This is a genomic window from Brevundimonas sp., from assembly GCF_036677305.1.
Lineage (GTDB): Bacteria > Pseudomonadota > Alphaproteobacteria > Caulobacterales > Caulobacteraceae > Brevundimonas.
This window is the reverse complement of record NZ_JAKFEB010000262.1, coordinates 1-23,270: the sequence shown is the minus strand read 5'-3', so window position 1 is coordinate 23,270 and position 23,270 is coordinate 1. Positions and strand designations below refer to the sequence as shown.

General features: G+C 69.8%; 20 protein-coding genes and 1 tRNA gene. 7 read left to right on the top strand and 14 right to left on the bottom strand.

Annotated elements, in window-relative coordinates:
- Positions 1-5 precede the first annotated feature (5 nt).
- The gene (locus V6M42_RS15065) at positions 6-899 is read left to right on the top strand and encodes a peptidylprolyl isomerase (RefSeq protein WP_332679236.1); all 894 of its coding nucleotides are present in this window, start codon (positions 6-8) and stop codon (positions 897-899) included.
- Here the strand turns inward: V6M42_RS15065 and V6M42_RS15060 are convergent.
- Positions 892-2,031 (bottom strand): Ppx/GppA phosphatase family protein, encoded by a 1,140-nt coding sequence (locus V6M42_RS15060; RefSeq protein WP_332659507.1) that lies wholly within the window; start codon positions 2,029-2,031, stop codon positions 892-894. The two genes, V6M42_RS15065 and V6M42_RS15060, sit on opposite strands and share 8 nt — an antisense overlap.
- A 146-nt stretch (positions 2,032-2,177) precedes the next feature.
- Here V6M42_RS15060 and V6M42_RS15055 point away from each other — a divergent pair, with 146 nt between their 5' ends.
- Positions 2,178-2,492: a hemimethylated DNA-binding YccV-like domain-containing protein gene (locus V6M42_RS15055; protein ID WP_332679235.1), complete on the top strand. Its 315-nt coding sequence runs from the start codon at positions 2,178-2,180 to the stop codon at positions 2,490-2,492.
- A gap of 81 nt (positions 2,493-2,573) precedes the next feature.
- Positions 2,574-3,449 (top strand): phenylalanine 4-monooxygenase, encoded by an 876-nt coding sequence (phhA, locus tag V6M42_RS15050; RefSeq protein WP_332659509.1) that lies wholly within the window; start codon positions 2,574-2,576, stop codon positions 3,447-3,449.
- Here the strand turns inward: phhA and V6M42_RS15045 are convergent.
- The gene (locus V6M42_RS15045; RefSeq protein WP_332679234.1) at positions 3,416-4,669 is read right to left on the bottom strand and encodes an acyltransferase family protein; all 1,254 of its coding nucleotides are present in this window, start codon (positions 4,667-4,669) and stop codon (positions 3,416-3,418) included. The genes phhA and V6M42_RS15045 overlap by 34 nt on opposite strands.
- 11 nt (positions 4,670-4,680) lie before the next feature.
- Here V6M42_RS15045 and V6M42_RS15040 point away from each other — a divergent pair, with 11 nt between their 5' ends.
- The gene (locus V6M42_RS15040; RefSeq protein ID WP_332679233.1) at positions 4,681-5,640 is read left to right on the top strand and encodes a LytTR family DNA-binding domain-containing protein; all 960 of its coding nucleotides are present in this window, start codon (positions 4,681-4,683) and stop codon (positions 5,638-5,640) included.
- Here V6M42_RS15040 and V6M42_RS15035 read toward each other — a convergent pair whose 3' ends face one another.
- The 6 genes from V6M42_RS15035 to V6M42_RS15010 are packed head-to-tail and all read right to left on the bottom strand — an operon-like array spanning position 5,641 to position 12,529.
- Complete coding sequence (locus tag V6M42_RS15035) at positions 5,641-6,930, bottom strand: MFS transporter (protein WP_332679232.1); 1,290 nt, start codon at positions 6,928-6,930, stop codon at positions 5,641-5,643.
- Between the two features lie 31 nt (positions 6,931-6,961).
- On the bottom strand, positions 6,962-7,492 hold the full coding sequence (locus tag V6M42_RS15030) for a GNAT family N-acetyltransferase (protein WP_332679231.1): 531 nt from the start codon (positions 7,490-7,492) through the stop codon (positions 6,962-6,964).
- A 4-nt stretch (positions 7,493-7,496) separates the two neighbouring features.
- Positions 7,497-8,834, bottom strand: coding sequence for an N-succinylarginine dihydrolase (gene astB, locus V6M42_RS15025; RefSeq protein ID WP_332679230.1), 1,338 nt, complete (start codon positions 8,832-8,834; stop codon positions 7,497-7,499).
- A complete protein-coding gene (gene astD / locus V6M42_RS15020) occupies positions 8,831-10,249 on the bottom strand; it encodes a succinylglutamate-semialdehyde dehydrogenase (RefSeq protein WP_332679248.1) in 1,419 nt (472 codons plus the stop codon). Before astD ends, astB begins: the two co-directional genes overlap by 4 nt.
- 17 nt (positions 10,250-10,266) lie before the next feature.
- A complete protein-coding gene (locus V6M42_RS15015) occupies positions 10,267-11,274 on the bottom strand; it encodes an arginine N-succinyltransferase (RefSeq protein WP_332679229.1) in 1,008 nt (335 codons plus the stop codon).
- A gap of 4 nt (positions 11,275-11,278) precedes the next feature.
- Positions 11,279-12,529: a hydrolase gene (locus tag V6M42_RS15010; protein ID WP_332679228.1), complete on the bottom strand. Its 1,251-nt coding sequence runs from the start codon at positions 12,527-12,529 to the stop codon at positions 11,279-11,281.
- Between the two features lie 115 nt (positions 12,530-12,644).
- On the opposite strand from V6M42_RS15010, the gene V6M42_RS15005 reads away from it, so the two are divergent.
- Positions 12,645-13,169, top strand: a complete 525-nt coding sequence (locus V6M42_RS15005) for a hypothetical protein (protein ID WP_332679227.1) — start codon at positions 12,645-12,647, stop codon at positions 13,167-13,169.
- A gap of 2 nt (positions 13,170-13,171) precedes the next feature.
- Here V6M42_RS15005 and V6M42_RS15000 read toward each other — a convergent pair whose 3' ends face one another.
- The 4 genes from V6M42_RS15000 to V6M42_RS14985 all read right to left on the bottom strand — a co-directional run bounded on the left by V6M42_RS15000 (position 13,172) and on the right by V6M42_RS14985 (position 20,719).
- A complete protein-coding gene (locus V6M42_RS15000; protein ID WP_332679226.1) occupies positions 13,172-17,395 on the bottom strand; it encodes a translocation/assembly module TamB domain-containing protein in 4,224 nt (1,407 codons plus the stop codon).
- Positions 17,392-19,182: an autotransporter assembly complex protein TamA gene (locus tag V6M42_RS14995; protein ID WP_332679225.1), complete on the bottom strand. Its 1,791-nt coding sequence runs from the start codon at positions 19,180-19,182 to the stop codon at positions 17,392-17,394. Before V6M42_RS14995 ends, V6M42_RS15000 begins: the two co-directional genes overlap by 4 nt.
- Before the next feature lie 47 nt (positions 19,183-19,229).
- Complete coding sequence (locus V6M42_RS14990) at positions 19,230-19,490, bottom strand: hypothetical protein (RefSeq protein WP_332659520.1); 261 nt, start codon at positions 19,488-19,490, stop codon at positions 19,230-19,232.
- 146 nt (positions 19,491-19,636) lie between these two features.
- Positions 19,637-20,719 carry a CaiB/BaiF CoA transferase family protein gene (locus V6M42_RS14985; protein WP_332679224.1) on the bottom strand — a complete coding sequence of 361 codons (1,083 nt, stop codon included), beginning with the start codon at positions 20,717-20,719 and terminating at the stop codon, positions 19,637-19,639.
- 109 nt (positions 20,720-20,828) lie between these two features.
- Between V6M42_RS14985 and V6M42_RS14980 the strand changes: the two genes are divergently transcribed.
- Together V6M42_RS14980 and V6M42_RS14975 are read left to right on the top strand one after the other, a co-directional pair.
- A tRNA-Lys gene (locus V6M42_RS14980) sits at positions 20,829-20,905 on the top strand.
- 223 nt (positions 20,906-21,128) lie between these two features.
- Positions 21,129-21,683, top strand: coding sequence for a membrane lipoprotein lipid attachment site-containing protein (locus V6M42_RS14975; protein WP_332679223.1), 555 nt, complete (start codon positions 21,129-21,131; stop codon positions 21,681-21,683).
- Here the strand turns inward: V6M42_RS14975 and tgt are convergent.
- Positions 21,680-22,798: a tRNA guanosine(34) transglycosylase Tgt gene (gene tgt, locus V6M42_RS14970; protein ID WP_332679247.1), complete on the bottom strand. Its 1,119-nt coding sequence runs from the start codon at positions 22,796-22,798 to the stop codon at positions 21,680-21,682. The genes V6M42_RS14975 and tgt overlap by 4 nt on opposite strands.
- A 147-nt stretch (positions 22,799-22,945) precedes the next feature.
- On the bottom strand, positions 22,946-23,270 hold a 325-nt coding region (locus V6M42_RS14965), incomplete at its 5' end, for an S-adenosylmethionine:tRNA ribosyltransferase-isomerase (protein WP_332679222.1).

Below are 23,270 nucleotides of genomic sequence, written 5' to 3'. Positions count from 1 at the left end.
AGACGATGCGGAAGTTTCTCGGTCTTACGGCCCTGGCCGTCCTGACAGCCGGCGTCGCCAACGCCCAGGATTCCGGCGGTACGCCGCCCCCGCCGCCGCCGCCCACCGCCGCTACGACGATCGCCGCGCCCGAGTGGCGGACGGCGACGGCCGAGAACCTGCTGGTGATCGATACGACCAAGGGCCGCATCCTCGTGGAACTGACGCCCGAGGTCGCGCCCCTGCATGTGGAGCGGATCAAGCTGCTGGCGCGGCGCGGCTTCTACGACGGCGTGCCGTGGCACCGGGTGATCGACTGGTTCATGGCCCAGACCGGCGATCCGCTGGGCAACGGCGAGGGGCAGAGCCCCTATCCCGATCTGAAGGCCGAATTCACCTTCCGCCGCGAGGCGACCATGCCGTTCGCCGCCGTGGCCGAGCCGGCCGGGGCGCGGGTCGGCTTCTTCCATGCGTTGCCGGTGCAGACCCAGCCCGATTCCGCCTTCGCCCTGACCGCGGACGGCAAGGTCCATGCCTGGGGGCTGTACTGCCCCGGCGTCGCGGGCATGGCCCGGGACGAGGGCAATGACACGGCGAACAGCCAGTTCTTCATCATGCGGCAGGCCTACCCCGCGCTGGACAAGCGCTACACCATCTGGGGCGTGACGGTGTCGGGGCTGGACGTGGTGCGGTCGCTGCAGGTCGGCGACGGCGACAACGGCATGATGACCCAGGCCCAGCCGGACCGGATGACCCGCGTGCGCGTCGCGGCCGACATTCCGGAGGCTGAACGGCCTTCGGTGCAGGTGCTGGCGACGGATTCGCCGCGGTTCCGGGCGCTGGTGGAGGAAACGCGGGCGCGGCGCGGCGCGGACTTCTCGGTCTGCGACGTCACCCTGCCGGTGCAGGTGGTCAACTAGCCGGTTCGGTCCGCCCGCCGCCGTTCGAACCCCGTCCGCGCCGCCGGCGCCGGCTCGGCGTCCGTGCGGCCCGCATCTGCTGCAACAGCAGCCCCTCCCTGAGGCCGCGATCCGCCACGCGCACGCGTTCGGACGGCCAGGCCCGCTGGACGGCCTCCATGATGGCCGCGCCGGCCAGGACGAGATCGGCCCGATCGGGCCCGATGCACGATTCCGCCGCCCGGCCCGCCGGCCCGAGCGCCATCAGCTTTTCGGCCGCGCGCTCGCAGTCGCCGCTGGTCATCCACAGGCCGTCGACGAGGTTCCGCTGATAGCGGCGCAGGCCCAGGTGGATGCCGGCCAGGCTGGTGATCGCGCCGGAGGTGCCGATCATGTGGCCGCGGCCACGGACGAAGATATCCCGCAACTCGGGGCTGACCGGGGCGGCGGCGAGAGCCTGGCCCATGTCGGCGACCATGGCCTCGTACCAGGAGTCCAGACCCGTTGGCGGCTCGGGATGCCGTTCGGCCAGGGTGACGACGCCGACCGGCGCGGACATCCAGCCCTCGAGCACGAAATCCGCGCGCCCCTGACGTTTCAGCCAGCTGAGTTCGGTGGATCCGCCGCCCACGTCCACCACCAGGACGGCCTCGGCCGTGTGGTCGAACAGATTGAGGCAGCCTTCGACCGCGAGCCGGGCCTCCTCGACCGGGTCGATGATCCGCAGCCTGAGGCCGGTGCCCACGCGGACGCGGTCGATAAAGGCCTCCCCGTTGTCGGCCTGCCGGCACGCCTGGGTGGCGACCGCCATCAGCCGGCTCGGATCGACGCCCTTCCTGGCGACGCGCTCTCCGCAGAGGACGAGGGCTTCGTAGGCGCGGTCCATGGCCGCGTCGTCGAGCCGGCCCGTTCGCGACAGGCCCTCGCCCAGACGAACGATCCGGCTGAAGGAATCGACGACGCGAAAGCCGTCGCGCGCCGGCTTTGCGATCAGCAGCCGGCAGTTGTTGGTCCCCAGATCGAGCGCGCCAAACAGGGACGCCTCGCGACCTGACGCCCCGAATCCGCCGCCGGCGCCGCTCCGGGCGCGCTGGTCAGGCGTTCGGGGCTGGGACCGCTGGTCACGCCGTGGCGCGCCGTCGGTCTCCGGCATGGGCCGAAACTCTCAAGGTGGGCGGTCCGAAACGGCGCCCGTCCCGGACACCTTAGGACCGTCGAACATCAGTCGCCAAGCAGGTGACGCGAAAATGAACGAGCCGGCGGCCCAAAGGCTCAGGTTGCACCCTGCATTCTTGGGTCATGACCTGCCAATCCGTTGCGAAATTCGGCCTCGGCCAGATCGTTCGGCGCCACGACGGCTCCTTCCGGGGCGTGGTGATCGACATCGACGCCAGCTATGCGGGCGATCCCACGCCCACGAGCGAGGCGAAGTCCGACCAGCCCTGGTACAAGATCCTGGCCATCGGACTGGGCGGCGGGTTTGTCGCCTACGCCCCCGAGGACGTGCTGGAGCATGATCCCGAACTGTCGGCGCTGAGCCGGGAAGCCGAGGAACGCTGGTTCACCGTCGACGCCCAGGGTCGTCACGCGCCGCTGACCCACGCCATTCACTGACGGCGGCTGGCGTGGACGCCGCGCCGGGCCTAGATTGGCCGCAAGGGCCAGTCAGAGCCCGCAGGTTGCAGGAGACGGGTCATGTCAGACTTCGAGCATGTGTTCGACAAGCCGCCCGAGGGGGCGGCCGCTGACTGGACGATCCCCCAGGACTGGGCGTCCTACACCGAGATCGAACACCGGACCTGGGACACGCTGTACGCCCGGCAGATGAAGATCCTGCCCGGTCGGGCGGCCGACGTCTTCCTGAAGGGGCTGAAGGCGCTGGACCTGAACACCGGCGGCATTCCCGATTTCGCGGTGATGAATCCCAAGCTGCAGGCCCTGACCGGCTGGACCGTCGTCTGCGTGCCCGGGCTGGTGCCGGACGACGTCTTCTTCGACCACCTGGCCAACCGGCGCTTCCCTTCGGGCCAGTTCATCCGCAAGCCGGACCAGCTGGATTATCTGCAGGAGCCGGACATCTTCCACGATGTCTTCGGCCATGTGCCGATGCTCAGCGATCCCGACTTCGCCGACTATATGGAGGCGTACGGCAAGGGCGGGCAGCGGGCGGCGTCGCTGGGCATGCTCAAGAACCTGGCGCGGCTGTACTGGTACACGGTCGAGTTCGGCCTGATGCAGGACGCCGGCGGGCTGCGGATCTACGGAGCCGGCATCGTGTCGTCGGCGACCGAGAGCGTCTTCTCGCTGGAGGACCCGTCGCCGAACCGGCTGGGCTTCGAGCTCGAGCGGGTGATGCGGACGCTCTACCGGATCGACGACTTCCAGCAGGTCTATTTCGTCATCGACTCGATCGAACAGCTGAAGGCCGAGACGCTGAAGGATTTCGGCCCGATCTACGACCGGCTGAAGGGCGCCGACGAGATCGCCATCGAGGCGATCCTGCCGACCGACCGGGTCTTCACGCGCGGGACCCAGGCCTATGCCGACAAGGGCGGGCGGTTCGCGGCCTGAGGCTCCGCGAGGGGCGACGGGCGTTCCGGGCGGACCCCGAGAAGCAGGCCCAGCCAGCCGATGCGGCGCGCGACCTCATAGGCCATCCAGCACGCGGCGGCCGTGATTGCGATCAGCAACGACGCCTCGACGCCGGCCGGCAGGCGGAGGCCGGCCAGATGGTGGCCGGCGACCACGATCGCCGTCTGGTGGACGATGTAGAAGGGGAAGACTCCCACGGTCAGATAGCGGAGCACCGGTCCGCCGTGGTTCAGCCAGCGGGCGCCGAAGCCCAGGATGGCCGCGATCCAGGCCCATTGGTCGACCGCATAGACGATCCGCATCGCCATCCGCAGCGCCTCGGCGGGCGCGGCGTCCTCGGCGCGGTAGATCCATGCGTAGGTCGCCCAGGCGGCCCATGCCAGGACGGCGGCGATCAGGGCGGGCCAGCGCAGTCTCATGAAGGTCTGGCGCGCGGGCTCCGAGCGGGCCGTCAGATAGCCGAACAGGAAGGCGGCGAAGCTGAGGGCATGGTTGTACCAGTCCGCGATCAGGGCGTGGTTGATCTCGAACAGCGGGGCCAGGGTCCAGCGGATCAGCACCAGCCAGGCCACGGGCCAGAGCATCAGGCCCCAGCCCCTGAAGGCCGTGTCGGCCACGGCCTGCAGGCCGCGCCGGACGCCGGGGATGGCGAGCAGCAAGGCCAGAACGAGGCTGTAGATCAGCAGATAGGCCACGAACCACAGGTGATTCCATGTGGGCGTGATCAGGCAGCCGTTCGCATCGCACCAGTTGCCGGAAGCGGTGGCGTAGCGGGTCCAGAAATTGGCGAGGACCATGCTGTTGGCGGGGTCGGCGACGCCCATGCCGCGCAGCGCCTCGACGATCTCGTAATAGCTCTGCGGCGGCACGATCACGAACATGCCGAACAGGAGCGGCGGCAGCAGACGCAGGATGCGGGAGCCGGCCAGCGTCGCATTCCCACGACCCCGGGCGCGGAAGCTGTCCGCCATGAAGCGGGTGGCGCAGCCCGAGATCAGGAACAGCAGGGTCAGCCGCCAGGGATTGGTCAGCAGCATGACCGGCTCGAGCGCCTCGACCTGATGGGTGCTCTTCACGTGCCAGTCCCAGGGCACATAGAACATGCCGACGTGATAGAGGATCAGCAGCATGAAGGCGCCGACGCGGATCCAGTCGAGATCGTAGCGGCGGGCAGGGGGCGGCAGGGCGATGGCGGACATGGGCGGCTTCCGTGACCAGTGAGGATGATCACAGCGTCGTGCCGGCGGGGGCGGGACCGCAATCGTCAGGGGCCGTCCGGCAGGCTGGCCGGGACGGCGGAAACCGGGCCGGGACGAACGGCGCGCGAGGCGGGACGGGCGGCTGGCGCGCGAGGCTGACGAAGCGGTTCGGCAGCGCCGATCCCCGGGACCTGCGGCGTGGATTCGTCATCGTTGCGCTGGTCGCCATGATGGTCGTGACGGTCAACGCCCTGACGGCCCTGGCTGATGTTACAGGCATCCAGACGTGGGAGCCGTGGAGCTGGGAGATCACCAGCGCGATCACGACGCTGCTGGCGATCTGGATTCCATGGCTGACGACCGCGGCGGCTCCTCCGGACTCTGCCCTGGGATCGGGCTGGCGGCCCAAGTCCGGCTTCCTCGTCGTGCATCTGATCGGCGTGCTGTCGTTTGCGGCCCTGCATGTGGCGGGCTTCGTGATCCTGCGCGGCCTGATCTACGACTGGATGGACGCCGGCCCCTATGAGTTCGGCGACCGGTTCATCTATGAGCTGAGGAAGGACACGCTCAGCTACGCGACCTTCGTCGCGACCTTCTGGGTGCTGGGCTATCTGCGCCGGCGGCGCGACGAGCCGGTGCGGCCTGTCAGTTTCGACATACGCGACGGCGCGCGGATCATCCGGGCGGCGCTGCCGGACATCGTCGCCGTCTCATCAGCGGGCAACTATGTCGAGTTCTGGCTGGCGGACGGGCGGCGGCCGCTGATGCGGGCCACCCTGGCGGCGATCGAGGTCGAGCTGGAACGGTTCGGTTTCGTGCGGGTGCACCGGTCCTGGCTGGTCAACGCCGCGCGGGTGACGGCGCTGGAGCCCGACGGCTCCGGGGACTGGACGGTTGAGCTGGGCGGGGTCGCGGCGCCGTTGTCGCGCCGGTATCCGCAGGCGCTGGAGCGGCTCAGGTCGCCAGGCTGATCAGTCCTGGTGGACGATCAGGCTGCGGTGTTTCGTGTCGCGCATGAACAGATAGACCAGCAACGATACGCCGATCATGCCGGTCACGTACCAGAAGAAGGCGCTCTCGATCCCGTTCGACTTGAACCACAGGGCGACGTATTCGGCCGTGCCGCCGAAGGCCGCGTTGGCTATGGCGTAGGGCAGGGCGACGCCGAGGGCGCGGATGTGGGCCGGGAACAGCTCGGCCTTCACCACGGCGTTGATGGCGGTGTAGCCGCTGACGATCACCAGCGACGTCATGGCCAGCAGGAAGGCCACGAACGGGCTGTCGGCGGTCGCGAGGGCGGTCATGATCGGAACGGTCAGCAGCACGCCCGAGACCCCGAAGGCGATCATCACCGGCTTGCGGCCGATCCGGTCGGACAGGGCGCCGACGGCGGGCTGGAGCAGCATGAAGACGAACAGGGCGGCGGCGCTGATCTGGGTCGCCGCATCCTTGGAGAAGCCCGTCGTGTTGACGAGGAATTTCTGCAGGTAGGTCGTGTAGGCGTAGAAGGCGAGCGTGCCGCCGGCGGTGAGGCCGAGCACCAGAAGCGCCTCGCGCGGGTGTTTCATGATCAGCAGCAGGGCGCTGGATCTCGGCGCGCCCGAGATGTCGCCCTCAAAGGCGCGGGTCTCGTCGAGGCGGCGGCGCAGCCAGAAGACGACCACGGCCAGGGCGGCGCCGACGAAGAAGGGAATGCGCCAGCCCCAGGCCTTGAGGTCGGCCTCGTCCATGGTCGTCTGCAGCAGGATCAGGAGCAGAAGGGCCAGCAACTGGCCCGAGATCAGGGTGACGTACTGGAAGCTGGACCAGAAGCCGCGGTGTTTCGCCGTGGCCATTTCGGACAGATAGGTGGCGGATGAGCCGTATTCGCCGCCGACGCTGAGGCCCTGCAGCATGCGGGCGAACAGCAGCATGGCCGGAGCGAGGACGCCGATGCTGGCGTAGCCCGGCGTGCAGGCGATGATCAGGCTGCCGGTGCACATGAGGGTGACGGACAGGGTCAGGCCCGCCTTGCGGCCCTTGCGGTCGGAATAGACGCCCATGACCCAGGCGCCGACCGGCCGCATGAAGAAGCCGACGGCGAAGATGGCGGCCGTGCTCAGCAGCTGGGCGGTGGAGTCGCCCTTGGGGAAGAAGACCGGGGCGAAATACAGGGTGAAGGCCGCATAGGCGTACCAGTCGAACCATTCGACCAGATTGCCGGCCGAGCCGCCGATGATGTTGCGCAGGCGTCTGGCCGGGCTCATCGCTGCTTCGGTCATCCGCTTCCCCTCGGGCGTCACGGGAGAAGGGCTAGAGCGGTTTGCCCATTCTGACCAGCGGCACGGGCGCGCCGCCGCGGTCGTCCTCGAAGCGTTCGATCTCGCTATAGCCGTTGGCGAGATACAGGGGCTCGCCGCCCATGGTGGCGACCAGTTCGACGCGGTCGTAGCCCTCGGCGCGGGCGGCGTCCTCGCACACCTGCAGGATCAGCCGGCCGATCCCCCGGCGGACGAACTCGGGCGCCGTGTACATGGCGCGGACGCGGGCCGCGTCGGTTCCGGGATGCAGCAGGGCGGGCTCGCGGCCGGGCGTGTGGTCGCCGCCGTAGGTGGTGATGCGCCGGCTCCAGCCGCCGCAGCCGGCGAGGACGCCGTCGACCTCGACGATGAAATAGGTGCGGTCGGCGATGATCTGGCTGTCCAGACCCATCAGCTTGCGGCTGGCGGCGATCTGGTCCGGCGTCAGGAAGGCGGCGAGCGGGCCTGAGATGGCGCGGTCCATCAGGGCGACCAGCGCCGGGATGTCGGCCTCGGTCGCGATGCGGATCGAGAAGGCCGACATGGGATCAGGCCCGCTGGAACGGGTAGAAGCCGCCGCCGAGACCGAGGATGTCCGTCAGGGCGTCGAGCGCGCCGCGGCTTTCGTCCAGCAGGGCGGGGTCTGCGAGGTCCCGCGGGGTCAGGGTGTCGCGGTACCAGGCGGCGGCCCAGATCGACAGGCGGGCGTGCAGTTCGTCCGTCATCCGCATGGCGGGATTGGTCGCGGCCAATTCGGCCTCGGTCAGGACGACGCGGAGGCGAAGGCAGGCGGGCCCGCCGCCGTTGCGCATCGACTGGCGCACATCGACGTATTCGACGCGACCGATGGGGCCGTTGGACGAGGCCAGCCGTTCCGCGACGGCATGGCTGCGCGGGTTGTCGCGGGTCTCGGTCGGGCAGATCAGGGTCAGGCGATCCTCGCCCGGAATCCGCACCAGCATGGAGTTGAACAGATAGCTGGAGATGGCGTCGGCGAGCGGCAGATCGGCGGAGGAAACCTCGACGAAGATCGGTTCGAACAGCCCGTCTGCGGCGGCGCGGATGTCCGCCCTGGTCGCGTCGGTATCCTCGAAGGCCAGCTCGTGGAAGAACAGGGTCTCCAGCGCACCGACGCAGACGACGTCGTTGTGGAAGGTGCCGCCGGCGATGGCGGCGCGGGACTGACGCGGGAAGACCGGGCGGGTCGCGCCATGGCGGCGGGCGACGGCTTCGGAGGCCTCGCGCGTCTGGCGGGCCGGGAAGGCCCCGGACCAGGGCTCATAGGCCTCGCGGCCCCAGACGAGGATGTTGACGCCGGGCTGGCCGTGGTCGGCGCACAGGCGGACGTGGTTGGCGGCGCCCTCGTCCGCGAGGTGGCCCACGGAGGGCAGGGCGTCGTGAACGGCGAAATGGTTCGGGTCGGGGAAGAGGGCGTCCAGGGCGCGCTTCGTCTGCCGGTGTTCGAGCGAGCGGTGCAGGTTGGTGACGAGGTTGGCCGGGGTGAAGTGCACCCGGCCGTCGGCGGCGTCGGCGGACGGCGTCACCGTAGCGGCGTTGGCGGCCCACATGGGCGATGCCGAACAGGCGGCGGCGGCGAAGGACGGTGCGGACTTCCAGGCGGCCTCCAGAACGGCGCCGTCGGAACCGGTGAAGCCGAGGCTGCGCAGGAAGGGGATGTCGGGCCGTTCGTGCGGCGGCAGGACGAACTGGGGCAGGCCGAGGTCCGCCAGCCGCTTCATCTTGTCGAGGCCCTGCAGGACGGCGGCGCGGGGGTTGGAGGCGTCGCCGGCGTTGAGGCTGGAGGCGAGGTTGCCGGGGGACAGGCCGGCGTAGGAATGGGTCGGGCCGATCAGCCCGTCGGCGTTTGCCTCGACCGCCGAGGTCACGGCCTCAAGCCCTTGATCTCGCTTTCGATATTCTTGACGGCGACGGCTTCGAAACTGGCCACCGGATAGGCGCAGTAGTCGGCGGCGTACCAGGCCGACGGGCGATGGTTGCCGCTGGCGCCGAGCCCGCCGAAGGGCATGTCCCCGGCGGCGCCGGTCGTCGGGCGGTTGAAATTGACCACGCCCGCGCGGATGCGGCGGATGAAACGCTGCCAGTTGGCGGGATCGTCGCTGACCAGACCGGCGGAGAGGCCGTAACGGGTGTTGTTGGCCTCGGCGACGGCGGCGTCGAAGCTGGCGACGCGGGTCACGGACAGGAAGGGGGCGAACATCTCCTCGTCCGGGACGGCGACGCCGGTGACGTCGATGATCGCGGGCTTCACGAAGGCGCCGGGCAGGTTGTCGACGGGTCCGGAGGCGCGGATGACCCTGGCGCCCATGGCGATACGGTCCTGCAGCGCCTGCAGGGCGGCCTCGGCGGCCTTTTGGGAGATCAGGGGGCCGGCGTAGGGTTCGGGTGTGGAGTTCCACGGCGCGAGGATGAGGCGGTCGACGAAAGCGGCGACGGCCTCGACGATGGCGTCGCCCTGCGGGCCCTCGGGCACGATCAGGCGGCGGGCGCAGGAGCAGCGCTGGCCCGTGGTGACGAAGGCGGACTGAACGACGATGCCGGCCACCGCTTCCGCATCGGCGGCGTCCCAGACGACCAGCGGATTGTTGCCGCCCAGTTCGAGCGCGAGGATCACATGCGGATCGTCGGCGAATTTGCGCCGGAAATGGGCGCCGGCCGCGCCGGAACCGGTGAACATCAGGGCGTCGATGCCCGCGTCCAGCAGGGCCGCGCCCGTGTCGCGTCCGCCCTGGACGACGTTGACCACGCCAGCGGGCAGATCGGCGGCGGCGAAGGCCTCGGCCATCAGCTGACCGGTGAGGGGCGTCTCTTCGGACGGCTTGAACACGACGGTGTCGCCGGCCAGCAGGGCCGGGACGATATGGCCGTTGGGCAGATGGCCGGGGAAGTTGAAGGGCCCCAGCACGGCTGCGACGCCATGCGGGCGATGGCGCAGGGTCGCCTGACCGAAGGCGGTGTCGGCGGTGCGTTCGCCCGTCCGTTCGTCATAGGCGCGGATCGAGATGTCGACCTTGCCGGCCATGGCGGTCAGTTCGGTCGTGGTTTCCCACAGCGCCTTGCCGGTTTCGCGGCTGATGGCCTCGGCCATCTGCGGCGCACGGTCCTTCAGCACGGCCTGGTAGCGTTTGACGGCGTCGATGCGGTCCTGGCGCGGGCGGTCGGCCCAGCCGGGGAAGGCGGCGCGGGCGCGGTCGGCGGCGGCCTGGACCTCGGCGGGCGAGGCGGCCGGGCCTTCCCAGACGGTTTCCCCGGTGGCGGGGTCGATGGATTTGAACGGGGTCATGGTCATCAGATGGGCTTTCAGGCCTTGACCCGCACCGTGTCGCCCGGACGCACCCTGAGGGCGTCGGCGGTTTCGGCGTTCAGGGTGGCGACGTCGCCCTCGATATGGGCGCGCTGGCGGACGGCGCGGAACGCGGTGACGCTGTCGGTCGAGATCAGGGCGGGCAGTTCGGCCTCGACCTCGGACGAAACGGCGACGGTCAGCCGCCGGGCGTCCCGGACGGTTCGGATGTTGTCCCGCCCGCAGGCGACCGTGGGCCCGGCGTCGAAGATGTCGATCAGGCCGTTGGGCCGGAAACCCTCGCTCTCCAGCAGGGCCATGGCCGGCACGCCCTGCGGATGGACCTTGCCGATCACGGCGCGCGCGGGTTCGGGCAGCAGGTCGATATAGATCGGGTGGCGCGGGGCCAGGTCGACGATGAACTGTTTGTCGGTCGAGCCGGTCATGCGGTCGGCCTCGTCGAACTCCATGGGGAAGAATTTGTGCGCCACATGATCCCAGAAGGGGCAGGCGCCGTCGGGGGTGAAGACGCCGCGCAGCTCGGCCAGGACGTTCTCGTTGAACAGCTCCGGCTGGGCGCCGATCAGCATGTAGCGGGACTGGCTGAGCAGGCGGCCGGCGCCGCCCTTGCGCCGGTCGGCCTTGAGGAACAGGGAGCCGACCTCGGTCCAGCCGGTGCATTCGTTGACCAGGACGAGGGTCTTCTGCTCGAGCTTGATGCCCAGCGAGGGCGACGACTGGGTGTTGGTCACCACCCGGAACGAGAAGAAGGGCCGGTGAAGGCCGACGGCCGCCTTGACCGAGCCTATGCCGTCGACGTCGCCGGTCTCGGATTCCTCGAGCATGAGCGTGTACCAGCGCTCTTCGGGCGCCAGCTTTCCGGAGAAGCTGTCGCGGCTGACCTCCAGCCGGTCGGCCAGCTGGTCCGGATCCTCGGGCAGGCTGGTGAAGCCGGGGCCGCTGAGGATGGCCAGTTCCAGCAGGTGGTCGAGGTCGGCGGGCGCGGCGGGTCGGACGACGAGCATGGGGTTACATCGTCTCCAGACGCAGGGACTTCAGTTTCAGCGCATCGATCTCGCCCGAGGCGATCTTGCACAGGATCAGGGCGCTGAGCTGCGCGCGTTCGACGAAACTGGCGGGCCAGGCGAACTCCTGGTCCGAATGGATGTCGCCGCCGAGGACGCCGAGGGTGTCGATATTGGGCAGGCCGGCGGCGTGCAGGTTGTTGCCCTCGCAGACGCCGCCCGAGGGCTTCCAGGCGATGGTCTGGCCCAGCAGGGCGCCCGTGTCGCGCACCGCCTCGAACAGGGCCGTCTGGGACGCGTCCATGGGCTTGGGCGCGCGGGTCATGCCGCCGAGGAGGTGCAGGACCAGGCCGGGGAAGGGAAGGTCGGCGGCGATGTCATGGACCGCGGCCTCCACCCAGTCCGCGGCCGCCTGATCGGGGACCCGGACATTGAAGCGGACCACGGCGTTGTCCGCGACGACGTTCAGGGGACCGCCGCCGCTGATTTTGGCGACATTGACGGTGACGCCCTCGCGCTGGCCGTTCAGGGCGTGCAGGCGGGCGGCGAGGATGGCCGCCCCGGCGACCGCGTTGGCGCCCTCGTTGAAGGCCCGACCGGCATGGGCGGCCTTGCCGCTGACGATCAGATGATAGTTGCCGCTGCCCTTGCGCGCGCCGGCGAGGGTTCCGTCGGCCAGCGCGGGTTCATAGGTCATGCCGATGTGGCCGCGCGCGCCGAGTTCCGCCAGCAGCGGCGCGGAGGCCGGGGAGCCGATCTCCTCGTCCGGGGACAGCAACACGGTCCACCCGACCTGTTCGCGGTCGGGATGGGTTTCAAAGGCTTCCAGCGCGGCGAGCATGACGCTGATTCCGCCCTTCATGTCGGCGATCCCGGGGCCGTTCAGCGCGCCGTCGGTGCGGGTCGTGACGGCCTGGAAGGGGCTGTCGACGGGAAAGACGGTGTCGTAGTGGCCGGTCAGAACGATCTGGACGGGGGCCAGGGGCCGGGTGGTGATTCTGAGGGCGTCGGCATGGATTTCGGTTGTGACGACGCCGTCGTCGCCGACCGAGGTCGAGGGGCCGGTCGCGATCCGTTCGACCACCCCGGGAAGGTGCATGGCCTCGGCTTCAAGCAGGTCAAGCATCACGGCGAGGCCGGCGGTGTTCCGGCTGCCTGAATTGATATCCGCCCATTCGATCGCACGGCCGATGATGATGTCTTCGCGCGCCGCGACATGGTCGAGCACGAGCTGGTCGGAGGGCTGAATTTGCATGCCGGCGAACCCTAGCCGGGCCGACGGCAAAGGTGAAGGCGAGCGGTTGACCGTTTGCAGCGGGTGATGCGCGCGCTAGGCTGAATCATCACAAAGGGAGGGACCTATGATTGATTTGAAGAGAGCGCTTAACCCGACTGCCCCGATCACGACCGAAAGCGAGGCGATCGCGGCGGCCCGGGCCAGCGCCGTCGCCATTTTCCTGGGCGTCCTGTGGGGCGTCGTCGGGATCATCTATCTGATGACTGCCGGCCAGGCCGTCATGGAAGCAGCCGTAGCCCAGGCCTCGGCCCAGAGCCCCGAAACCGCGGGCATGGCCGGCATGATGGCGCAGACGGCGCTGTGGATGTCGGTCGGACTGGTGGTCATCCAGGCGATCCTCGGCTTCGTCCAGTGGAGCAAGCCCAACATCGTCATCCCGATCATCTTCGCGATCCTGGTCGCCTTCGGTCTGGTTTCGGGCGTGCTGAGCATGGCGATGGCCGGTCAGGCGGGCCTGCCGGAAGCCGCCCAGACGCCCGCGTGGCAACTGTGGGGAAGCTTCATCGTCATGGCGGTCGAGCTGCTGCTGCACATCACCGGCATCCGCGGCGCCAGCAAGCTGGACAAGCTGCGCATGGCGGCGGCCCAGACCTACTAGGGCTAACGGTTCGGGCGTCGGTCCTCGCGACCGGCGCCCGGCTGCCGCGACTGGCGGCGCCAGCGAATCGACAGGCTGGCGTCCCCGGTTCCGCTGATCTTCGAACTGACAGTCAGGTTGCGACGCACCTGCCATTCGACATTGACCGCCGCGCCGCTTTCGCCGCCGCCGATGATCTCCAGATAGACGTCGTCGCTGATGTAGCGTCCGCCCGCGACCGTGAGGCCGGACGCCTCGCCGCCGAACGACAGCCGGTCGAGGCCGGCCAGTTCGCGCAGATTGCCGATCACATCGAAACCGCCTCCGCCCGCCAGGGCCGCGACGCCGGCCGCCAGCTGCGCCGCCTCGAACCCCGAGAGCTGTGAGGCCGATCGCCCGAACAGCACCTGGGACAGGATTTCGTCCTGGGGCAGGGAGGGGGTGGACGTCAGTTCGATTTCCGGACGGGCCGCCGTGCCGGTCACGCGGATGGTGGCGGTCAGGGTCGGGTCGTCGCGTGTCGCGCTGAGGTCGAGCCGGATCAGTTCGGGATTGGTCGACAGGCTGACGGAGCCGCGCTGGTCGAAGACGAATCGTTTGCCGGCGAAGTCGTAGTCGCCCCGCACGACGCGCGCCGTGCCGCTCAGGATCGGACGGCTGATGGTGCCGGTGACGCGGGCGTTGACGTTCATTTCCACATTGAGGCCGCGGCCGACGACGCGCACGTCGCCCCCCGGGGAGCGAAGACCGATATTGAGGCCGAACTGTAGACCGCGCTGACGGTTCTGCTCTTCTTCCGGGACGTCGCCGCCGGGCTTGTTGATCTCCACGACGTCCATCCGGACGATGCCGGTCGATCCCGGCGGATTGGCCTCGATGCGGGCCTCGTCGATGTCCATCTCGCCGGTCAGGGTGATGTTGCCGTCCTCGCCCCGGGTCACGGTGAGCGGGCCGGACGCCTTCGCTTCGGCGATATCGTTGTCAATGATCCGGAACCGGTTGAACAACAGCTGGAAGCTGGAGCCGGAGCCCTGACGCAGGCCGATGCGTCCGTTGCCGGTGACCGATCCGCCGGCGCCGTCCACTGCGCTGAAGGCCTCGATCAGGCCCGTGGTGTCGTCGAACCGGCTGGCGAGCGTGACATTTTCGAGCCGCACGCCGGTGGCGCTGTCACGGAAGGAGCCCTGCTGCAGATCGAGCCGTCCGTTGATGCGCGGCTCGGCCAGCGATCCCGCCACGCTGGCGCGGGCGTTGACCTGTCCCGTCAGGGAGCGCTCGCCGCCGGCCAGCAGGTCCCAGATGGGCTGGATCTGCCCCTGGATGGCGATGTCGCCTGACATCTCGCGGGTGCGCACGATGGCCAGCCGCAGGGGCGCGGCCGACGCCTCGACGGGCAGGGTCAGGTCGGCCGTGGCGCGGACGGCGTCGCCGTCACTGGCCTGGGCTTGAATCCGCAGACTTTCGTTGACCAGCGTGGCGTTGAAGGTTCCGTCGACGGCCAGACCGCGCGGCGCGTCGACGCTGCGGATATCCTGAGCGGTCAGATTGGCCGAGCCGGAGAGGTCGTCGCCGGCGCCGCGCAGCGACAGCCGCCCTGTCACCGATCCGCGCATGTCGCGCACGATCGTGCCCAGATCCACGCTGGTCAGGTTCGCCTCGATAATCGAGGCGCGGGAATCCTGCCGCAGTTCGCCCAGCAGGACGCCGCCGCCGATGCCGAGATCGACGCGCGCCACACGCCCGTCGCCGGACAGGGCGATAACGGCGGGATTGCGGGTCGTGAACGCGATCTCGCGCACCCGGCCCGAGCCCTCCAGCACGACCGACTGGGCGTTTTCACTGCGGGAGTAGACGCCGGTTCCGTCGAAGGAGACGGGCGTGGCGCCGCCGATGTCGGTCCTGAGGGTGAAGGGGAGGCGGGACAGAGTCCCCCGGCCGTTGAGATCGAGCGTCCGGATCGTCCAGGTCGATCCGGTCAGGCGGACATTGCGGCCCGTCACATCGAGGATCGCGGTTTCGGCTCCGTCGCCGTCGGTCAGCCGGACGCGTCCGTCGGCCGTCCCCGACGCCAGGAAGGCGCCGGGGCGCGCGGTGAAGGTCAGATCCGCGCTGGAAGGGAAGCTGTTGGACAGGGCGATGGCGCCCTGGGCCGTGACGCCGCCGGCGTTCAGGTCGACATCCGTCAGGCGGATGCGGTCGCCTCCGAGGAAGAAGTTTCCGCTGGCCCGGGCGGGACCGTAGTTCGAGCCGGCGTTGAGGGCGATCCGGCCGTCCGAAGCGTCCGCGCCGCGCCGGAAGCTCAGGATCAGGTCCGCATCGGTCAGGACCAGCGCACCGGCGCTGAGCTTGCCGAACTTCGCCGTCAGGTCGGCGCGAGGCTGGGCCAGCGTGCCCGTCAGGGCGCCCTCGCCGGTCATGGCCCCGTCGATGGCGACCGGACCGACGCCGAAGGGGCCTTGCGCGTTCCAGTTCAGGGCCAGGCGCAGCCGGCCGTCGCCCTCTATGAGGCCGCGTGCGCCGGCGGTTCCCTGGGCGCCGGTGAGCGTCGCCCGTTCGATCTCGATCCGTCCGCCGGCGAGGGCGCCCGTCGCCTGCAGACGGGGCGTGGGGCCGAGCAGTCGATCCAGCTCGGCCATGCCCGTGGCCAGCCCGCGGCCGCGCGCGTCGAACGTGAGGCGCCAGGGCTGGCCCGCCCGCGCCATCGAGGCCGTGATCGGGCCGCCGAACGCGCCGCGCGCGCCCTTGCGAAGGCGCGAGACGTCGGTGACCTGGGCCTGGCCGCGGAACCCGAGACCGCCGAGCAGGCTGCGACCGCCCGACCCGGACAGGTTCAGGGCCTGGCCGCTCACCTGGATCCGCTCCAGCAGGATGGCGCCGTCGGCCAGCCGGGCCGCCTCGAATGTGACGCGGGGCTGGTTGCCCAGAAGACCGCCCACGATGCCGGCGCTGGAGCCGCCGGCGGCGCGGATATCGCCGTCCAGGTCCAGCCGTCCGAGACGCATGCGGGCGTTCAGGGGGCCGCGGATGCGCTGGGCGCGGTAGCTCGAGACCTCGACGCCGAGCAGGTCCGCCGATCCCGTGAGGGTCCAGGACGCGGGATCGCCCTTGAACACCCCCTTGTAGGCGGCCGGACCGGCGGCGGGTTGGCCGACCAGCCGGGTCAGCGAGGGCGTCGACACGTCCACGGCTATGCCGTCCGGACTGCTTCGGTCGCTGAGGCGGACGTCGCCGCTGGCGCTGGCGTTCAGGTTGTCGGCGATCAGGCGCCAGCCCACGCCGTGCATGCCGTCCCTGTCGCTGTCGGCGGAGGTGGCGAAACCGAAGCGAACCGTGCGGCCCACGCGCTCGGCGAACGGGGCCAGCAGGTCTGATCCCGAGAAGTCCGCGAAGCCGGCGATGCGGGTGCGGTTGTCGCCGTAGCGGCCCTTGACGACCAGCGGGACGAAGTCGCCCGTGCGGACCATGGCGTCGACGACCGAGCCGTTGACCACCGCCGTGGCGAAGAAGGGCTGGTCAGGGGAGTAACCCAGGGCGCCGGCGATGGGGCCGCCCTGGGCCTCATTGGCGCGAAGGTTCAGCCGCAGGTCGGTGATCGTCGCTCCAAGCGTGGCGTTGACCCGCAGATAGTCGCCGGGCCGGCTGTTGCTGGCGGCGTTGAGGATGGCCTTCTTCGGTCCCTTGCGCGGCGCGTCGGCCTCGCCCGTCAGGCGCCAGCGGCCGTATTCCTTGCTGAAGCCCTCCAGCAGTTCGACGTCGGCGGAGAATTTGTCGATGTCGACCGACAGGGGCTGCGGTCCCGGCGGCGTGGTCGAGGGCTCGACCTCGGGGCGGCGGATCAGGCGGATGACCTGGGCCTCGACATTGGTCGCGTGGAACTCCCGCGCCATCAGCGGCCACCAGTCCCAGTCGACGCGGACCTTTCGCGCCTCCAGCCAGACTCCCTTCGCGTCGGTGACGGTGACGCGGTCGATGGTGAAGTCGTCGAACAGATCGCCGCGCACGCCCTCGACATTGATCCGCCCGTAGCGGCCGATCTTCTTGCCGGCGACGAAGCTGGTGACCAGTTCGCGGCCCGGGCCGGAGAGCAGGTACATACGCCCGCCGACGAATACGACGATCAGGATGGCGGCCAGGATGGCCGCGCCCATACCGCCGAAGAAGGCGATGGCCTGCAGGCGGGTGCGCTTCTTCCGCGCCTTTTCCACGGGCGTATCAGGCGTCTCCACGGGCGGCGGGGCGGCGGTCAAAACGCCTGTCCGATGCTGACGTAGAGCTGGAAGTCGGCATCGCCTTCCCGCTTGTCCAGCGGAACCGCGATGTCGGCCCGGATCGGTCCGAAGGGCAGCATGTACCGGACGCCGACCCCGGCGCCGTAGCGCAGGTTGTTGAAGTTCGGGGTCTCCTGGAAGCCGACCGCGCCCGCGTCGATGAAGGCCACGGCCTGGAAGCTGCGCCAGACGTCGCGGCGGATCTCGATCGCGGCCTCGACGAGGCTCAGTCCGCCGCGCGGGGTGTTGTCCGGCAGGCGGGGGCCGACGCCCTGGTACTCGTAGCCCCGGACCGAGCCGCCGCCGCCGGAATAGAAGAGGCGGTCGGACGGGATGGCCAGTTCGTCGCCGCCCACGATGGAGCCGAGCCGTGCGCGGCCCGCCAGGACGGTCTTGGCATTGTCCTGAAGCGGCAGATAGGCCGAGATCTGGCTCTCGGCGCGCAGGAAGACGAGCGAATCGTCCCCGCCCACGGCGGTCGGCTGGGCCCAGATGGACAGGCGCCAGCCGGTCGTGGGATTCAGCGGATCATTGGACCGGTCCAGATAGGCGCTGGCGCGCCCGGTCAGGATCATCAGATCCCGCTCGAGGGCGATGGGCAGCTGGGTGACCGGGTCGAAGCGGCTTTCGTCGTATTTGCCGGCGTCGAAACCGACGCCGTAGCTGATGTAGGAGGTCTTGCCGATCCGCTGCTGCAGATCGGCGGCGAGGGCGACGGCTGTCCGCCGGTAGGCGTCGGTGTCCTCATTGAGGACGGCGGCCGAGAGCTTCAGGGTCTCGCCCGGACGTCGCCAGTGCGGCAGGCTCAGGCTGGCCCCGATACGGCTGTCGATATTGGCCGCGCGCGCCTGCCAGACGAGGGTGTCAGCGCGTCCGAACCGGTTGTGCCAGGTCCAGAGCAGGTCGACGCCCGAGCCTTCGGCGGTCGAGAAGGTGGCGCCGGCCTCGAGGATCCGGCGCGGCCGGTCGGTCAGGGTGACCACGATCGGGCGATGGCCGTTGGCGAGCGTCTGATTGGCCGGGGCCAGGGCGACGCCGACGCCGTCGTAGACGCCGGTTTCCAGCAGGCGACGTTCCAGTTCCGCCACGTCCTCGGGGTCATAGACGTCCCCCTCGGACCAGGGGGCCAGACCGGCCACCCAGGAGGTGTTGGTGGGGCCGCGCGTTTCGAGCCGCACGCCATCCAGACGGACGAGGGCGCCGGACGAGAGGCGGTAGTTGGGCTGGACGGTGAAGGCCGCGTGGTCGACGACCACGCGACGAGGCTCGGCCGCCGCGTCGGCATAGCCGCGCCGGGTCAGCACGGCGACGGCGCGTCCCTCGGCCGCGATGACATCGCCGGCCCGTCCGGGCTGCTCCGCCTTGACCGCCACCTCCGCGAGGGCCGCGGCCTCCGAGGCCGGGTCGGGCGCCGGAGCGGTCCACTGCACGCGCGGATCGGTGAGGATGAACCGGCGTCCGGGCGTGACCTGGACGATGGCGACGGGGCTCTCCTCGCCCTCGACGATGTCCTCGAGCACGGGCTGGTAGTAGCCCTCGGACCGCAGCAGGGCTTCGGCGGCCTGCATGGCGCCGCGTGCGCGGCGACGCGCCTCGAACCGGTTGGAGGGCGGCGCATCCACCTCGCCCACGGCCCTGAGGAGCTGTTCGCGGAGCTCGGCGTCCATCTCGCCGCGAATCTGGGCGCGCGGGTCTGCATGGGCGGCGGACGCGAGGAAAGCGAGACCCGCCGTACTGACGAGAAACAGGGTGAGCCGTGGCGTCAAACCGGAACTTTCGTCAGGGCGGGGAGCCGCCGCCAATCACGGACAGATCAGTAGAAGAGGGTTTCGCTCTCGGGTTTGACCGACTCTTCGGACGACCGCTTTTCGGGCGGCAGGGTCGTGGAATCCGCGGGAGGCGTGTCGACCGCGCTCGGAGCGGCGGCCGGGGCGGCGACATCTTCGGCGGCCGGAGCGACCGGCGCTTCAGCGGCGATGTCGGCGGTCTCGGGCTCGTTCGACTCCTGCGGGTCGTCACAGGCGGCGGCGGTAAGGGCGCTGGTCAGGACCAGACAGGCAATCAGTCGTTTCATGGATGGCGTCTCCCCCGGATCGGCCTTCCAACGCGCGACCGGTTCGCCCGTTCCATAGCCTTGAACGCGCCGATGGTCACCACGCCGGAGGATGGTGAGGCAAGATTTTGCGGTTTCCCGGCGGGCGGGTCTATCGGGCCAATCCCCTATCGCCACGACGCCAGCGCTTCGGCGACCGAAAGCGACGCCCCCTGCGGCTCCGGAGACCCGTTTGCTCCGGAGAACCTGGGAGCCGGGGCGGGCTGGAGCGCGCGCCCGGCGGCGAAGGTGTTCCGGGCGGCGTTGTGGGGGTGGTGCGGGGCTTCCGCGAGCGTCAGCACGGGGGTGACGCAGGCGTCCGTACCCTCGAACACGGCGGCCCAGTCGTCGCGGTCGCGGCTGGCGAAGATCGCTTCAAGACGGGCGTGAAGGCCGGGCCAGTTGGCCATGTCGTACTGCGGGGCCTCGTCCTCGTTCACGCCCAGGCCGGCGAGCAGGGCGCTGTAGAACTGCGGCTCCAGCGCCCCCACGGCGACGAAACGGCCGTCGCGGCAGGTGAAGCAGCGGTAGAAGGGCGCGCCGCCGTCCAGAAGATTGGCGCCGCGTTCCCCACGCCACAGCCCGCGCCCCGACAGGGCGTGGAACAGGCTCATCAGCAGGGCCGAGCCGTCCGTCATGGCGGCGTCGACGACCCGGCCGGCGCCTGTCCGTCGGGCCTCGATCAGGCCGGCCAGGACGCCGGTGACCAGCATCATGGCCCCGCCGCCGTAGTCGCCGATCAGGTTCAGGGGCGGGCGGGGCGGACGGTCGGGCTCTCCCATGGGGTGCAGCGCGCCGCTGAGGGCGATGTAGTTGATGTCGTGGCCGACCTCGGCCGCCTTGGGTCCTGTCTGGCCCCAGCCGGTGACGCGCCCGTAGACGAGGCGCGGGTTGCGGGCGGCGCAGACGTCGGGACCCAGGCGCAGCCGTTCCATGACGCCGGGGCGAAAGCCCTCGATCAGCCCGTCCGCGACGCCGACCAGTTCGAGGATGGCGTCCCGGTCGCCGGCGTCCTTCAGATTGACGGCGACGGACGACCGGCCGCGGTGAAGCACCTCGCCGCCCACCTCGGCGAAGACCGGCGCGCCGGCGCCGGCGCCGCGGGTCAGGCGCAGCACATCGGCTCCCAGGTCAGCGAGGACCATGCCGGCGAAGGTCACCGGGCCGAGCCCGTCGAACTCGAGGATACGCAGACCGGACAAGGGTTTCATGCCTGATGCCTAGCCCGACGTCCGCAATCCGTCGACCCAACGCTTGACCCGGGAGCCGGATTGCAACAGAAGGCGCGTCGCCGGGTCGCAAGCGCGATCCGACAGGTGTGCGTCCTTAGCTCAGTTGGTTAGAGCATCTGACTTTTAATCAGAGGGTCCTCGGTTCGAGCCCGAGAGGACGTACCACCCCCTCTTTCAGCCCCATGGCGTCAGCGCGGCTTCGGCCTGCGGGCGCGGCAGGTCCTGCAGACCAGGGTGCCGGGCCTGGAGCGGCTGTATTTGAAGTCGTGGCGGCACTGCCGCTGTGCGAACCAGGTTTTTATGAACTGAAACATGCAGCGGGACCCTAACCGGTTTTGCCGCGCCGGGAAGCGCTTTCCCGGTCTCGCCGGGCATGGTTGAAAGAGCCATGCGCAAGTCCCTGTTTCCTTTCCTGATCGCCGCCGCCCTGGCCGGATGCAACGCCGGTGATTCGGCGATGAGCGGAGCGCGGCAGTTCGGTGCGGGCGTGGGGGCCGCGGCGACGGCGCCGCTGGACGATCTGAACCTGCGCCGGGAATATATTCCGACCGTCCTTCTGCAGGCCGAGGCCAATCCGTACGATCTGCGCAACCTGAACCACTGCGCGACCATCGGGGCGGAGATCGCCCGCCTGAACGAAGCGCTGGGCCCCGACAGCGACGAGCCGCCGGCGCCCGACGGCTCGTTCCTGAGCGAGCGCGCCGCCGATGCGGCGGCGAACGCCGCGCTGGACGCCATCCGGGACGCCGCGACCGACTTCATCCCGGGCCGGAGCTGGGTCCGGCAGCTGTCAGGGGCCGAGCAGCACAGCCGTCACGTCCAGTCCGCGATCGAGGCGGGGCGGCTGCGGCGCGCCTTCCTGAAGGGGACGGGGATGCAGCGCAACTGCGCCCCGCCCGCCGCGCCGGCTTGGTTCCGCCCGAGGGGCGGAGGCCAGCGCTAGCCGTTGGAGGTGTGCCGGGCGTGGAAGTCGCGGCGGAAGGCCTCGAACCGGCCCTCGGCGATCGCCGCCCGCATCGCCGCCGTCAGGGTCTGGAAGAAGGCGATGTTGTGCCAGCTGAGCAGCACCTTGCCGAGAATCTCGTCGGCGCGGATGAGGTGATGCAGATAAGCTTTTGAATATTGGGATGAAGCCGGGCAGGCGATCGTCGCGTCCAGCGGGTCCTGATCCTCGGCGAAGCGGGCGTTCTTGAGGTTGATCGGCCCTTCCCACGTCCAGGCCTGGCCGTGGCGGCCGGCGCGGGTGGGCAGGACGCAGTCGAACATGTCGACGCCCCGCCACACCGCCTCGACCAGATCGACGGGCTTGCCGACGCCCATCAGATAGCGGGGGCGGTCGGCGGGCAGCATGTCGGGGGCGTAGTCCAGTACGTCGCACATGGCCTGATGGCCCTCGCCGACCGCCAGGCCGCCGATGGCGTAGCCGTCGAAGCCGATCTCCTGCAGCCGGTCCGAGGACTCGCGGCGCAGGTTCCGGAAGGTCGAACCCTGCTGGATGCCGAACAGGGCCTGGGTTTCGCGCGTGCCGAAGGCGGCCTTCGATCGCGCGCCCCAGCGAACCGACAGCTCCATGGCGGCGCGGGCGGCGGGTTCCTCGGCGGGCCAGGCGACGCACTGGTCCAGCTGCATGGAGATGTCGGCGCCGATACGGTCGGCCTGGATCTCGATGGAGCGTTCGGGCGTCAGGACGTGCTTCGAGCCGTCGATATGGCTGGCGAAGGTGACGGCGTCCTCCTTCACCTTGGAGATGCCGGCCAGGGACATGACCTGGAAGCCGCCGCTGTCCGTCAGAATCGGTTTGGTCCAGCCCATGAATTTGTGCAGGCCGCCCAGCCGCTCCATCCGCTCCGGGCCCGGGCGCAGCATCAGGTGGTAGGTGTTGCCCAGGATGATGTCGGCCCCGGTCTGGGCGACCTGATCGACGGTCATCGCCTTGACCGTGGCGGCGGTGCCGACGGGCATGAAGGCGGGCGTGCGGATGTCGCCGCGCGGCGTCCTGAGGACGCCGGTGCGCGCGCGGCCTTCTGTGGCGGAGATGTCGAAGGGGAAGGGCATCAGCGGGTCGAAATGTCCGATGACGTCGAAAATTCGTGGGACATTTCGGACAAGTCGGACACTTTCGCTCGGGAGCAGGGGCGCAGAGGCGCGTGTGGAACTATTGTAGCCGCGTCAGGGAGGGCGCCAGAGATTCGCGCTGAAGATTTTTCAAGCACCTGACAAGCCTGAAGAATTTTTGGCGGATTGTGCGCGCTGACGGAACAGCAGGCTGCCGTCGCCATAGGAATAGAAGCGGTAGCCGTCCTGCACAGCATGGGCGTAGGCGGCCTTCATCGTGTCCAGCCCGGCGAAGGCCGAGACCAGCATGAACAGGGTCGACTTCGGCAGGTGGAAATTGGTCATCAGCACATCGGCGGCGCGGAAGCGGTAGCCGGGGGTGATGAAGATGGCCGTGTCGCCGTGGAAGGGACGGATCTCGCCGTCCTCCGTCGTGGCGCTTTCCAGCAGGCGCAGGCTGGTGGTGCCGACGCAG

Excerpts from the sequence above, each read along its gene's own strand:
- V6M42_RS15015 (WP_332679229.1), bottom strand. The coding sequence starts at position 11,274 with ATGCTCGTCGTCCGACCCGCCGCGCCCGCCGACCTCGACCACCTGCTG.
- V6M42_RS15065 (WP_332679236.1), top strand. The coding sequence starts at position 6 with ATGCGGAAGTTTCTCGGTCTTACGGCCCTGGCCGTCCTGACAGCCGGC.
- V6M42_RS15035 (WP_332679232.1), bottom strand. The coding sequence starts at position 6,930 with ATGACCGAAGCAGCGATGAGCCCGGCCAGACGCCTGCGCAACATCATC.
- V6M42_RS14990 (WP_332659520.1), bottom strand. The coding sequence starts at position 19,490 with ATGAAACGACTGATTGCCTGTCTGGTCCTGACCAGCGCCCTTACCGCC.
- V6M42_RS14975 (WP_332679223.1), top strand. The coding sequence starts at position 21,129 with ATGCGCAAGTCCCTGTTTCCTTTCCTGATCGCCGCCGCCCTGGCCGGA.
- V6M42_RS15055 (WP_332679235.1), top strand. The coding sequence starts at position 2,178 with ATGACCTGCCAATCCGTTGCGAAATTCGGCCTCGGCCAGATCGTTCGG.
- V6M42_RS14985 (WP_332679224.1), bottom strand. The coding sequence starts at position 20,719 with ATGAAACCCTTGTCCGGTCTGCGTATCCTCGAGTTCGACGGGCTCGGC.
- astD (WP_332679248.1), bottom strand. The coding sequence starts at position 10,249 with ATGACCCCGTTCAAATCCATCGACCCCGCCACCGGGGAAACCGTCTGG.
- V6M42_RS15030 (WP_332679231.1), bottom strand. The coding sequence starts at position 7,492 with ATGTCGGCCTTCTCGATCCGCATCGCGACCGAGGCCGACATCCCGGCG.
- V6M42_RS15060 (WP_332659507.1), bottom strand. The coding sequence starts at position 2,031 with ATGCCGGAGACCGACGGCGCGCCACGGCGTGACCAGCGGTCCCAGCCC.
- V6M42_RS15045 (WP_332679234.1), bottom strand. The coding sequence starts at position 4,669 with ATGTCCGCCATCGCCCTGCCGCCCCCTGCCCGCCGCTACGATCTCGAC.
- V6M42_RS15010 (WP_332679228.1), bottom strand. The coding sequence starts at position 12,529 with ATGCAAATTCAGCCCTCCGACCAGCTCGTGCTCGACCATGTCGCGGCG.
- phhA (WP_332659509.1), top strand. The coding sequence starts at position 2,574 with ATGTCAGACTTCGAGCATGTGTTCGACAAGCCGCCCGAGGGGGCGGCC.